This is a genomic window from Dyella sp. ASV21 (assembly GCF_016428975.1).
GTDB lineage: Bacteria > Pseudomonadota > Gammaproteobacteria > Xanthomonadales > Rhodanobacteraceae > Dyella.
Genome location: NZ_JAELTT010000014.1, coordinates 33,628 through 46,204 on the forward strand (window position 1 = coordinate 33,628; position 12,577 = coordinate 46,204).

A 12,577-nucleotide genomic window follows, 5' to 3' on the forward strand; every position below is an offset into this window, starting at 1 on the left:
AAGGGCTCCGCGCGCGGAGCCCTTTTATCGATCGAGCAGCGAGTGGCTTAGGCCACGTTCGGCTCGCTGAAGGCTTCGATTTCGCCCTTGAACGCTTCCACCGGCACGCAGCTGCAGAACACGTTCTTGTCGCCGTAGACGTTGTCCACGCGGGCCACCGGCGACCAGTACTTCTGGAACCTCAGGCTGGGCAGCGGGAAGGCAGCCAGTTCACGGGTGTAAGCGTGGGTCCATTCCGTAGCCGACACCATGGTGGCGGTGTGCGGCGCGTGCTTGAGCGGGTTGTCTTCGCGATCGAGCTTGCCTTCGTCCACCGCGCGGATCTCGTTGCGAATCTGGATCATCGCATCGATGAAGCGATCCAGCTCGTACTGCGATTCGCTCTCGGTCGGCTCCACCATCAGCGTGCCGGCGACCGGGAAGCTCAGCGTCGGCGCGTGGAAGCCAAAGTCGATCAGGCGCTTGGCCACGTCCTCGGCACCGATGCCGGTGGCGTCCTTGAGCGGGCGCAGGTCGAGGATGCACTCATGCGCCACCAGTCCGTTGCGACCGGTGTAGAGCGTCTCGAAGTGCGGTGCCAGGCGCTTGGCGATGTAGTTGGCGTTGAGCAGTGCCACCTGGGTAGCGCGGCGCAGGCCGGACGCGCCCATCATGGTGATGTACATCCAGCTGATCGGCAGGATGGAGGCCGAGCCGAAGCTGGCCGCCGACACCATGCCTACTTCGCCTTCGCCACCGAACGTGCGCGGGAGGAACGGGGCGAGGTGCGACTTCACCGCGCAGGGACCCACGCCCGGACCGCCGCCGCCGTGCGGAATGCAGAAGGTCTTGTGCAGGTTCAGGTGCGACACGTCCGAGCCCCACTTGCCGGGCTTGGCCACGCCGACCAGCGCGTTCATGTTGGCGCCGTCGGTGTACACCTGGCCGCCGTGCTCATGCACGATCTCGCAGATCTTGACGATGTCTTCCTCGAACACGCCGTGCGTGGACGGGTAGGTAATCATCAGCGCAGCGAGGCGGTTGCTGAACTTCTCCGCGGCACGCTTGATGTCTTCCACATCGACGTTGCCGTTGGCGTCGCACTTGGTCACCACCACCTGCATGCCGCACATCTGCGCGGAAGCCGGGTTAGTGCCGTGAGCCGATTCCGGAATGAGGCAGATGTCGCGATGGCCTTCGCCGCGCGAGCGGTGATAGGCGCGAATGGCCAGCAGGCCGGCGTATTCGCCCTGTGCGCCGGAGTTGGGCTGCAGGCTCACCGCGTCGTAGCCCGTGCACTCCACCAGCATGGCTTCCAGCTCCTCGATGAGCTGCTTATAACCGGTGGCCTGCTCGGCTGGCGCCAGCGGGTGGATGTTGGCGAATTCCGGCCACGTCACCGGGATCATCTCGGCGGTGGCGTTGAGCTTCATGGTGCAGCTGCCCAGCGGGATCATGGTGCGATCCATCGCCAGGTCCTTGTCGGCCAGCGAACGCATGTAGCGCAGCAGTTCGTGCTCACTGTGGTGCGTGTTGAAGGCCGGGTGCGTGAGAAACGCGGTGGTGCGCTGCAGGCCGGCGGGCAGGGCGTCGTTGGTGTGGGCATCCAGCGCGTCGATATCCGCGATGGTGGCGCCGAACACCGCCGCCAGGGCGACCACATCGGCGCGGGTGGTGGTTTCGTCCAGGCTGACGCCGACGCTCTTGTCGTCGATCGGGCGCAGGTTGATGCCGGCGGCGCGCGCCTTGGCGTGCAGTGCGGCGGCATCCACGTTCACCACGTGCAAGGTGTCGAAGAAGTCCGGGCCCACGGTGATGCCGGCGGTGCGCAGGGCACCGGCCAGGATCGCGGCCAGGCGATGCACGCGGCGCGCGATGCGGGTGAGGCCTTCCGGGCCGTGGTACACGGCGTACATGCTCGCCATCACGGCCAGCAGCACCTGCGCGGTACAAATGTTGGAGGTGGCCTTCTCGCGGCGGATGTGCTGCTCGCGCGTCTGCAGGGTGAGGCGGTAAGCCGGCTTGCCTTCGGCGTCGATGGACACGCCGATCAGGCGGCCCGGCATGGAGCGCTTGTACGCGTCACGGCAGGCCATGAAAGCAGCATGCGGGCCGCCGAAACCGAACGGCACGCCAAAGCGCTGGGTGTTGCCCACCACGATATCCGCGCCCCATTCGCCCGGTGCGGCGATCAGGGTGAGCGCGAGCAGGTCGGTGGCGACGCACACCACGCCGTGGTGGTGATGCACCCAGTCGGCCAGCTCCTTGTAGTCGTTGATCTGGCCGAAGGTGTTGGGGTATTGCAGCAGCACGCCGAAGCTGGCGACGCTCTTGGCTTCGCTGTCGTCGCCGATGTGCAGTTCGATGCCCATCGCCTCGGCGCGGGTCTTGAGCACTTCCAGCGTCTGCGGGTGCACGGCGCTGGACACAAAGAACACGTTGGACTTGGACTTGGCCGAGCGCTTGGCCAGCGTCATCGCTTCGGCCGCCGCGGTGCCTTCATCCAGCAGCGAGGCGTTGGCGATTTCCATGCCCGTCAGGTCGGCGCACATGGTCTGGAAGTTGATCAGCGCCTCCATGCGGCCCTGCGAGATTTCTGCCTGGTACGGCGTATAGGCCGTGTACCAAGCCGGATTCTCCAGGATGTTGCGCAGGATGACGTTGGGGGTCAGCGTGCCGTAGTAGCCCTGGCCGATGAAGCTCTTGAACACCTGGTTCTTGTCGGCAATGGCGCGAATCTTGGCCAGTGCCTCCACTTCGGTGATCGGGGAGGGCAGGGCCAGCGGGGCCTGCGACTTGATCTTGCCCGGCACAATGGCGTCGGTCATCGCTTCCAGCGATTCGTAGCCGACCACGCTGAGCATCTTGGCGATCTCTGCGTCGTTGGGGCCGATATGACGCTCGATAAAGGCGTCGTGATGCTCGAGGTCACGCAGGGAAGGATTGGCGTTCTGACTCATGGCAGGGGCGTCCGAAAGTAACGTGCAAGCCGCACGCGAAGCGCCCCTCTGTCCTTTTGCCTGAGAGTTTGGAAGCCATGGGATGACCCACGCTTCGTGCCCCTTCGGCGCCGGATTGAACCGGTCTCTCCAGAGTGTTTATGCGCATGATGGTATGGGGCCTGAGCGATTACGGGCGTTGCGCCTTCGGCAGCGGCTCGCGCCGCTTCTCCCACCACACGCTAAACGGCAATTATAAGGCGGTTCGGGTGGGTTTGGCGCGGCGCAGCCCGGCTTCTTCAGCGGCCGTGCCGGCAGGGTCTCAATCGGCTTAAGATCGGGCTTTCCCTGACTTCCCGCGCCCATGAATACACCCCCGTTCCAGCTCGCCCGTATCGATCACGTGGTGCTGCGCGTGCGCGACATGGCCGCCATGCAGCGCTTCTACGTGCAGGTGCTGGGCTGCCGTGAGGAGCGCCGCCAGGACGAGATCGGGCTGGTGCAGCTGCGCGCGGGTGATTCCCTGATCGATCTGGTATCGCTGGACGGCAAGCTGGGGCGTCATGGCGGCGCGGGGCCGGGCGATGAAGGTCACAACATGGATCACCTGTGCCTGCAGGTGGAGGGTTATGACGAGGCGGCGATCGTGGCCCACCTCAAGGCGCATGGCGTGCGCGTGGGTGACATTGGCTCGCGCTATGGTGCCAAGGGTGAGGGTCCCTCGATCTACCTGTACGACCCACAGGGCAACATGGTGGAGTTGAAGGGGCCGCCCGTTGAGCCGGTACCTTCCACACGCTGACTGACGCATCATCCTTGCGAAGGCTGATGCGCCGTGAAATCACGGGGTGACTCGTCGTATCCGCTCCACCGGATGTTCCGCGCGCTTGGCGCAGGTTCCGCCCTGGCGGGGATCACGATCACATGGAACGGGATAGCCTGGCCTGCCGGACAGGCACCAAGAAAAAGGAGAGTGCGATGCGACAAGGGTTGGCTTCGATACTGTTCGTGATGCTGGCGAGCCTTGCGTGGGCCGCGAGTGCCAGTGACGTCGTGCGAGTGAGCGTGCCCGGCCAGCCGGCCTGGCAGGCGGATCGACAGGCCGTGGCGGCGCTGCCGCACACCGAGGTTACCGCCAAGGCCCACGACGAGCCGCCGGCAACATGGCGTGGGGTGTCGCTGGCCGAGGTGCTCAAGCGCGCCGGCTTGCCGCTGGAAAAGCTGCGTGGCCGCGCCCTGGCGCAATACGTGCGCGTAACCGCCGCCGATCACTATCAGGTGGTATTTGGATTGGGTGAGCTCGATCCAACGCTGGGCAACGCGAACGTGTTGCTGGTGGATGAGCGCGACGGCAAGCCACTGTCGGAGGACGGCCCGTTTCGCTTGCTGGTGCCGGCGGATGCGCGTCCCGCGCGCTGGGTGCGCAACGTGACGACCATCGAAGTGCTGGATGGCGCTGCGTCGCCGTAAGTTACGTCATGCATGGAGCGCCGGCGGATCGGCGCCGGTCGCGCTTGCGAAAGCATCGGGCTTTCCGCGCAGCGTCACTTGCTCGGCGCATGGCGAAGCGATGCACGTCGTGTTGCGTAAGATCGGTGCGACATCGGCCGCGCGAGTAGGGTTTGCAGTGGATCGTCAAACGCCAGAAACGACAAAGCCCGCATCGCTGCGGGCTTCGTCTACAATTGGTGCCCAGGAGAGGACTCGAACCTCCACGGTTTTACCCGCTAGTACCTGAAACTAGTGCGTCTACCAATTCCGCCACCTGGGCAGGTGTCCCGCGCTTCATCAGCTGCGTGAGCCGCGTAATTTAGGGGTGTAACGGCGAGTTGTCAACTATTCTTTCACCACTTTTTCATCGGACCGCGCCAGCCGTGCTCCAACCACCGCATAAGAACAAACAAAGGCAAGGACGTGAGTAAAAAAAGAGAACCCTCTAAAAACAGGCAGGACGCGCCGCGCGGCCCCAAGGCGCCGTTCAAGGCCGCCCCTCGCGCCAAGCGTTCTGCGCTGGATCCCTCGCGCGGGCGCGCAGGCCAGGTGGGCGACCCCCAGGCCGAGCGCGAGGCCCAACGCTACGAGCGACCCATTCCCAGTCGTGAAGCCATCCTGGCGTTGTTGGAAGCTCGCGGCGAAATGTTGACCGAGGCGCGTATCGCCGAGGCTCTCTCGCTGCATGACGAATACGATCTCAACGCGCTGCGCAAGCGCCTCGGCGCCATGGTGCGCGACGGCCAGCTGCTGCTGGGGCGTCGTGGCGGCTACGCGCCCGCCAACAAGCTCGACCTGATGCCCGGCGTGGTGCTCGCCAATGCCGAAGGCTACGGCTTCCTGCGCCCGGATGACGGCGGCGAAGATCTCTACCTGTCGCCCCAGCAGATGCGTCAGGTACTGCATGGCGATCGTGTGCTGGCCAGCGTGGTCGGTATCGACCGGCGCGGTCGCAAGCAGGGCGCCATTGTCGAGGTATTGCAGCGCCGTTCGCCGCGTCTGGTTGGTCGCGTGGTGCTGGAAAACGGCGTGATGCTGGTGACGCCTGATGATCGTCGTCTGCATCAAGACGTGATCATCCTTCCCGGCAAGGATCAAGGTGCGCGCTCCGGCCAGATCGTCGTGGTCGAGATCACCGACCCGCCAACACCGAATCGTGGCCCGATGGGGGCCATCAGTGCGGTGTTGGGCGAGCGCCTGCAGCCCTCGCTGCTGGTGGAGATGGCCATTGCCAGCCACGATCTGCCGCACGACTGGCCCGATGCCGTGACGCGCGAGGCGGCCCAGGTCGAGCCGCAGGTGACGGCCGCCGAGCGCGAAGGTCGCGTCGATCTGCGCGCGCTGCCGTTGGTCACCATCGACGGCGCCGACGCGCGTGACTTCGACGATGCCGTTTTCGCCGAACCCAAGCGGGGCGGCGGCTATCGCCTGGTGGTGGCGATCGCGGATGTATCGCACTACGTCCAGATCGGTTCGGCCCTGGACAAGGAAGCGTACGAGCGCAGTACCTCCACCTATTTCCCTGGTTTTGTAGTGCCGATGCTGCCGGAGACGCTCTCCAACGGCATCTGCTCGCTGAACCCCAAGGTCGAGCGCCTCTGCATGGTCTGCGACATGACCATCGATGCCGAAGGCGAGGTGACCCGCGCGAAGTTCTACGACGCGGTGATGCGCTCGCATGCACGCCTTACCTACGACCGCGTGTGGCAGGCCATTGGCCTGCACGATGCCGATGCACGGCATGAGCTGGCCGACGTGCTGCCGCAAGTGGAGCATCTGCACGCGCTGTACAAGCTGATGGCGGCGCAGCGCAAACGCCGTGGCGCCATCGATTTCGAGACGCCGGAGGTGAAGTTCCGCCTCGACCAGCGCGGCGAAGTGGAAGCCATGGGCGCCACCGAGCGCAACGATGCGCACAAGCTGATCGAGGAGTGCATGATCGCCGCCAACGTACAGGCGGCGCTGTACCTTGAAAAGAAAAAGATTCCCGCGTTGTACCGCGCGCATGAGCCGCCGCCGGCCGAGAAGTACGAAGATCTGCAACAGTTCCTGCGCGAGTTCAAGCTGCGCATGCCTTCGGTGGAGGAGGTGACGCCGGCCGATTTCGCCGATGTGCTGCGCCTGGTGCAGGATCGTCCCGAGCGTGCATTGATCCAGTCGGTGCTGCTGCGCGCGCAGAGCATGGCCGCCTATCAGCCGGACAATCGTGGCCACTTCGGTTTGGCGCTGGAAGCCTATGCGCACTTCACGTCGCCGATTCGTCGTTATCCGGATCTGCTGGTGCATCGGGCGATTCGCTATGCCCTCACCGGTGGCAAACCGTCCGGTTACGCCTATACCCCGAGCGAAATGGCCGCCATGGCCGTGCATTGCTCGCAGCGCGAGCGTCGTGCGGAAGAGGCCGAGCGCGATGTGGATGAGCGCTTCAAGTGCGCCTGGATGTCCAAGCACGTGGGCAGTGAGTTCGACGGCACCGTGACCGGTGTGACGTCGTTCGGCCTGTTCGTCGAATTGAACGATTCCAAGGTTTCCGGGCTGGTGCACATCAGCCAGCTCTCCAACGATTACTACCATTTCGACCCGGTGCGCCATTTATTGAAGGGTGAGCGCAGTGGCGTGCAGTTCCGCCTGGGTGACCATGTGCGCGTGCAGGTGCTGCGCGCCTCGCTGGAGGATCGCAAGATCGACTTCCGCCTGGTGGCGCCGCGCAAGGAAAAAGCCGAGCCGCCGCGCGCAGAGCGTCGCTACGACTATGCCGCTTCCGGTGATCGCTACTCCTTGCCCGGCCGCAAGGCGACGGCCAAGGCTCCGGCGCGCGATAATGCCGCACCGGCGGCGCCTCGTTCGCCGGCACCTCAAAAGGCTGCGGCGGACGAGCGCAAGCCCTCCGTGGGCAAGGGCATGCTGGCCAAGGTGACCTCCGCGGCCAAGGGCAAGTTCAACGCCGTCAAGGCTGCCGCAGCCAAGGCAACATCCAAGGGCCGCAAGGCCGATAAGAACAAAGGTAAACGATGAGCGAGAGCTGGATCGTCGGGATCAACCCGGTCGAGGGCGCATTGAGCAACGACGCTTCGCGCGTGCGCGAAGTGCTGGTGGAAAACGGACAGCGCAATGCGCGCGTGCAGGAGCTGGCGGCGCGGGCCAAGGCGCTGAACATTCCGGTGCACCATCGCCCGCGCGAACAACTGGATCGCGTTTCGGGCGAGGCGCGCCATCAGGGCGTAGTCGCGCGCTATGAAGCGCCGCCGATGGGCACGGAAAACGATATTCCCGAGTTGCTGGAAGCGGCCGGCAGCAACGCGCTGGTGCTGGTGCTCGATGGCGTGACCGATCCGCACAACCTCGGCGCCTGCCTGCGCAGTGCGGCGGCGGCCGGTGTCACCGCGGTGATCGTACCCAAGGACCGTGCCGTGGGCCTTACGCCGGTGGTCCGTCGCGCATCGGCCGGCGGCGCCGACCGCGTGCCGCTGATTGCGGCCACCAACCTGGCGCGCGCGCTGCGCACGCTCAAAGATGCCGGGGTATGGATTACCGGGCTCGCGGGCGATACGGATACCTCGGTTTACACCATCGACATGCGTGGTCCGGTGGCATTGGTCTTGGGCAGTGAAGGCGAGGGTATGCGCCGGCTGACTCGCGAGACCTGTGATTTCGTTGCCCAGATTCCCATGCCGGGCGTCATGGAAAGCCTCAATGTTTCCGTGGCCACCGGTATCGTGCTGTTCGAAGCGGTGCGCCAAAGGAGCGAAAAGCGATGACCTTCATGTGGCATGACTGGGCCGGCTATATCGGCGTGGTGCTGGTACTGCTGGCGTTCCTGTTGTTGCAAGCCCACAAGGTGCGTGGCAATGGCCTCATCTATCAGCTGATGAACGTGCTGGGTGCGCTGGGTGTCGCGTTGTCGCTGGTGTTCGGCCTGGCGCCGATGAATTGGCCTGCGTTCCTGATGCAGGCGGCGTGGGTCTGCATTGGCGTCTACGGCATCGTGCATTCGGCGCGCGCGCGCCGCGAAGCACGCGACTTGGGCAGCAAGCTGGCGCCTTGACGGGGTATTCAGCCTCGTTCGCTAAAATAGAGAGACTGGCCCTGCAATGGGGCCAGTCTGCGGGGACGACCCCGTAGCAAGTGCTCATTGCGGGGACGACCCTGCTCTTCATCCAGAGGAGTCGCGTCATGCCCTGGATCTATCTGACACTCGCCGGCCTGTTCGAAATCGTGTGGGCCGTGGGCTTGAAGTACACCGAAGGTTTCAGTCGCCTGTGGCCTAGCGTGATCACCGTGTCGGCGATGACGGCCAGCATTATTCTGCTGGCCATGGCGGTGAAGTCGCTGCCTATCGGTACCGCGTATGCGATCTGGACCGGCATCGGCGCCGTGGGCGCCGTGATTCTCGGCATGGTGTTGTTTGGCGATTCGGCCTCGCCGTTGCGTCTGGCCTGCGTGGGCCTGGTGTTGCTGGGCATGATCGGGCTCAAGCTCACCAGCGGAGCGTAATACCGGTGCCCGAAAACGCATCAGCCCCGGAGGCGATCCAGGGCTGATGTGGTCAAACGGGGTGGAGACTCAGTCGAGCTTGTTGCCCAGCTTGGTCAGTTCCGGGTTGGAGGTGAAATCGCGCTTGGCGCGTTGCGCGGTGAGCGGTTCGCCGTTGACCTGGTACCAGATGCTCTCGGCAATATTGGTGGCGTGGTCGCCGATGCGCTCGATGTTCTTGGCCATGAACAGCAGATGCGTGCACGGCGTAATGTTGCGCGGGTCTTCCATCATGTAGGTGAGCAACTGGCGGAAGTAGCCGGTATAGGCTTCATCCAGCTCGGCGTCGTCCTTCCATACCTGGTAGGCACGCTCGGCGTCGCGATCACGGTAGGCGATCAGCACGTCGCGCACTTCCTGCGCAGCCAGTTCAGCCAGGTAACCCAGGCCGCTGGTCGGCGCGATGGGCGCCACCATCGACAGCGGGATGGAGCGTTTGGCCACGTTGGCGGCGTAGTCGCCGATGCGCTCGATGTCGGCGGCAATGCGCAGCGCGGCGAACACGTTGCGCAGGTCACCGGCGATCGGCGCGCGCAGCGCCAACAGGCGCACCACGTCGTGGCTGATTTCCTGCTCCAACAGGTCGATGGCGTCGTCGTTGCTCACCACGTGCTGGGCGGCACGCTCATCGCGGCGGTCGATCACGTCGATGGCTGCTTCCAACTGGCTCACCGCAAGCTCGCCCATGCGGACGATTTCGCCGGTGAGGCGGGTCAGCTCGTCGTCGTAGCTCTTGATGATGTGTTCTTTGCTGCTGCCGCTCATGTGGATTCTCTGTTGAGTCCGGTAGGGAAGGTGAGGCACGTTGGCCCCTCACCCCAACCCTCCTTCCCAAAGGGAGGAGGGGGCAAGTCGATTAACCAAAGCGACCGGTAATGTAGTCTTCGGTCTGCTTCTTGCCCGGCTTGGTGAAGATCTGCTCGGTGCGATCGAACTCGATCAGCTCGCCCAGGTACATAAAGGCCGTGAGGTCCGAACAGCGGGCGGCCTGCTGCATGTTGTGCGTCACGATGACGATGGTGTACTGGCTCTTGAGCTCTTCCACCAACTGCTCGATGCGGCCGGTGGCGATGGGGTCCAGCGCGGAGGTGGGCTCATCCAGCAGCAGCACCTCGGGCTTGAGGGCGATGCCGCGGGCAATACACAGGCGCTGCTGCTGACCACCGGAAAGGCCCAGCGCGCTCTGCTTGAGCTTGTCCTTCACTTCGTCCCACAGGGCGGCGCTGCGCAGCGCCTGCTCCACACGGATATCCATGTCGGCACGCGAGAGCTTTTCGTGATGGCGGATGCCGTAGGCCACGTTCTCGAAGATGGTCATCGGGAACGGCACCGGTTTCTGGAACACCATGCCCACCTTGCTGCGCAGGCGATTCATGGAGTAGCTCGTGTCGAGAATGTTCTCGCCGTCGAGCACGATCTCGCCCTTGGCTTCCAGCTTGGGGTAGATCGCATAGATACGGTTGAAGATACGCAGCAGGGTGGACTTGCCGCAGCCGGAGGGTCCGATGATGGCCGTGACCTTCTTCTCCGGGATATCCATGTTGATGCCTTTCAGCGCATGGAACCCGTTGTAGTAGAAGTGCAGGTCGCGCACCTTCAGCTTGGTGGGCGCGATCGGCGCAGGCGAGGCCGCGGACTGCGGATGGATGCCGGCGGCGGCGGACTCAGTCATGGGACACCTTGTTGCGAGAAAGGACCAGGCGGGACGAAAGGCTCAGCAGCAGCACGAACATGGTCAGCACGAAGGCGCCCGCCCAGGCGATGGCATGCATGGCTTCGCCCGGATCGTTCGCGTACTGGTAGATCACCTGCGGCAGGCTGGACATCTTGTCCGAGGGGTTGAAGGTCAGATAGTTGTTGCCGAAGGCGGTGAACAGCAGCGGGGCGGTTTCACCGCTGATACGCGCCAGCGCCAGCAGCACACCGGTGATGATGCCCGAGCGCGCCGCGCGTATCAGGATCTGCGTGGTGAGCTTCCACTGGGGAATGCCGAGCGACAACGCTGCCTCGCGCAAGGTAGAGGGCACCAGGCGCAGCATTTCGTCGGAGGTGCGCACGATCACCGGCAGTGCGATCAACGCCAGCGCCACGCCGCCGGCCCAGCCGGAGAAGGTGGTGGAGCCGCCGGTGAGTGCGGTGGTCGGCAACACCACGATGGTGTAGACGAACAGGCCCAGTACGATCGACGGTGCCGACAGCAGAATGTCATTGAGAAAGCGGATCGACTCGCCGAGCTTGGTGCCCTTGGCGTACTCGGCCAGCCAGGTGCCGGCCAGCACGCCAATCGGCGTGGCGATGAGGATGCCAATGGTGTTGACGAGGAGGCTGCCCACCATGGCGTTGAGCAAGCCGCCGTCCTCGCCGTAGGCGGTGATCTTGGTGAACAGCTTGGGCTGCAGCGCGCTGATGCCTTGGCGCAGCGTTTCCCACAGGATCCAGGCCAGGAAGATCAGGCCGATCACCGTGGCCAGCATGCTCATGCCCAGCGCCAGCACGTTGGTGATGCGGCGACGGGTGTACAGGAAGCTGTTGGTGGCCATCAGCGACCCTCCTTATGAGCCATCTGGCGCAGCATCCAGCGGGCAATCAGCAAGACGAAGAAGGTCACCACGAACAGCAGGAAGGCCAGCGCCATCAGCGTGGACTTCTGCAGGCCGGCGGCCTCGCTGAACTGGTTGGCGATGGTCGAGGCGATCGAGGCGCCCGGGTCGAGGATCGAGGGCGACAGCTTCATCGCGTTGCCCAGCACGAAGGTCACCGCCATGGTTTCGCCCAGTGCGCGACCCAGCCCCAGGAAGATGCCGCCGATCACCGCCGAGCGGGTATACGGCAGCACGATGTCCCAGGACACTTCCCAGGTGCTGGAACCCAGCGCATACGCCGATTCCTTCAGGCGCGAGGGCACCGTCTGGAACACTTCGCGCATCACCGAGGAAATGAACGGGATGATCATTACCGCCAGCACGATGCCTGCGGTGAGCACGCTGGCGCCGAACGGATACTCGCTGCCAAACAGCTTGCCCACGAAGGGCACATGCTGGGCCACCCAGGAGAGCTTGCCGTCGTCAGGCTTGTCGCCCAGGTAATTGGTCAGCCAGGGCTTGATGTGGTCGGCGAAGAAGGGCGCGAAGATAAACAGGCCCCACATGCCGTAAATGATCGAAGGGATGCCGGCGAGCAGCTCGATGGCCGAGGCCACGGGCGTGCGCAGCCACGGCGGCGCCACTTCGGAGAGATACAGGGCGATGCCGAAACTCACCGGCACCGCGATCAGCAGGGCGATCACCGAGGTGACGATGGTGCCGTAGACGGGAACCAACGCGCCGTAGGTGTCAGTGCTGGGGTCCCATGCGTCGCTGACCAGGAAATGCCAGCCGAACGTGCCGAAAGCATGCCGGCCACCCCATAGGGTGGCGCCGGCGGCACCTAGCAGGCAGGCCAGCACAAGCAGGGCGCAGCCCTTGAGTACCCATCCGAACACGCGGTCGTGCCGGGCGTCGCGATGGGCGCGGGCTTCCTGAACCACGGTCGAGGCGACGGCGCCTACATTCGCTTGCATGTGCAGAGGTTTCCTCAGCGGTCTGCCCCGGTTGGCCTGCGAGCCTTGCCGGATCGTTGGACGATGCGCCGGTTGG

The 12,577-nt window shown here is 64.5% G+C and carries 11 protein-coding genes, 1 tRNA gene and 1 riboswitch; of the genes, 6 read left to right on the plus strand and 6 right to left on the minus strand.

Going from position 1 to position 12,577, the window contains the following annotated elements; all coding sequences use genetic code 11:
* Positions 1 to 47: 47 nt before the first annotated feature.
* Positions 48 to 2,939 (minus strand): aminomethyl-transferring glycine dehydrogenase, encoded by a 2,892-nt coding sequence (gene gcvP / locus JHD67_RS07090; protein WP_199098468.1) that lies wholly within the window; start codon positions 2,937 to 2,939, stop codon positions 48 to 50.
* A gap of 38 nt (positions 2,940 to 2,977) precedes the next feature.
* A riboswitch (glycine riboswitch) is annotated at positions 2,978 to 3,082 on the minus strand.
* A gap of 200 nt (positions 3,083 to 3,282) precedes the next feature.
* Here gcvP and JHD67_RS07095 point away from each other — a divergent pair.
* Entirely contained in the window at positions 3,283 to 3,720 is a 438-nt protein-coding gene (locus JHD67_RS07095) for a VOC family protein (protein ID WP_199098469.1), read from the plus strand.
* A gap of 122 nt (positions 3,721 to 3,842) precedes the next feature.
* Complete coding sequence (locus tag JHD67_RS07100; protein WP_199098470.1) at positions 3,843 to 4,388, plus strand: molybdopterin-dependent oxidoreductase; 546 nt, start codon at positions 3,843 to 3,845, stop codon at positions 4,386 to 4,388.
* A 216-nt stretch (positions 4,389 to 4,604) separates the two neighbouring features.
* Here the strand turns inward: JHD67_RS07100 and JHD67_RS07105 are convergent.
* A tRNA-Leu gene (locus JHD67_RS07105) sits at positions 4,605 to 4,689 on the minus strand.
* A gap of 269 nt (positions 4,690 to 4,958) precedes the next feature.
* Here JHD67_RS07105 and rnr point away from each other — a divergent pair.
* The 4 genes from rnr (at position 4,959) to sugE (ending at position 8,903) form a co-directional block, all read left to right on the plus strand.
* Positions 4,959 to 7,424 carry a ribonuclease R gene (gene rnr, locus JHD67_RS07110; protein WP_343214329.1) on the plus strand — a complete coding sequence of 822 codons (2,466 nt, stop codon included), beginning with the start codon at positions 4,959 to 4,961 and terminating at the stop codon, positions 7,422 to 7,424.
* Positions 7,421 to 8,167 carry a 23S rRNA (guanosine(2251)-2'-O)-methyltransferase RlmB gene (gene rlmB, locus JHD67_RS07115; protein ID WP_199098472.1) on the plus strand — a complete coding sequence of 249 codons (747 nt, stop codon included), beginning with the start codon at positions 7,421 to 7,423 and terminating at the stop codon, positions 8,165 to 8,167. Before rnr ends, rlmB begins: the two co-directional genes overlap by 4 nt.
* Positions 8,164 to 8,454 (plus strand): hypothetical protein, encoded by a 291-nt coding sequence (locus tag JHD67_RS07120; protein ID WP_199098473.1) that lies wholly within the window; start codon positions 8,164 to 8,166, stop codon positions 8,452 to 8,454. The genes rlmB and JHD67_RS07120 overlap by 4 nt, the downstream gene beginning before the upstream one ends.
* A 128-nt stretch (positions 8,455 to 8,582) precedes the next feature.
* Positions 8,583 to 8,903, plus strand: a complete 321-nt coding sequence (sugE, locus tag JHD67_RS07125) for a quaternary ammonium compound efflux SMR transporter SugE (protein ID WP_199098474.1) — start codon at positions 8,583 to 8,585, stop codon at positions 8,901 to 8,903.
* Positions 8,904 to 8,972: 69 nt separating this feature from the next.
* Here the strand turns inward: sugE and phoU are convergent, their stop codons facing one another.
* The 4 genes from phoU to pstC all read right to left on the minus strand — a co-directional run bounded on the left by phoU (position 8,973) and on the right by pstC (position 12,501).
* Positions 8,973 to 9,707: a phosphate signaling complex protein PhoU gene (gene phoU / locus JHD67_RS07130; protein WP_199098475.1), complete on the minus strand. Its 735-nt coding sequence runs from the start codon at positions 9,705 to 9,707 to the stop codon at positions 8,973 to 8,975.
* Positions 9,708 to 9,798: 91 nt separating this feature from the next.
* On the minus strand, positions 9,799 to 10,614 hold the full coding sequence (gene pstB, locus JHD67_RS07135; protein WP_199098476.1) for a phosphate ABC transporter ATP-binding protein PstB: 816 nt from the start codon (positions 10,612 to 10,614) through the stop codon (positions 9,799 to 9,801).
* Positions 10,607 to 11,482: a phosphate ABC transporter permease PstA gene (gene pstA / locus JHD67_RS07140; protein WP_199098477.1), complete on the minus strand. Its 876-nt coding sequence runs from the start codon at positions 11,480 to 11,482 to the stop codon at positions 10,607 to 10,609. The genes pstB and pstA overlap by 8 nt, the downstream gene beginning before the upstream one ends.
* Complete coding sequence (gene pstC / locus JHD67_RS07145) at positions 11,482 to 12,501, minus strand: phosphate ABC transporter permease subunit PstC (protein ID WP_199098478.1); 1,020 nt, start codon at positions 12,499 to 12,501, stop codon at positions 11,482 to 11,484. Before pstC ends, pstA begins: the two co-directional genes overlap by 1 nt.
* Positions 12,502 to 12,577: the final 76 nt, after the last annotated feature.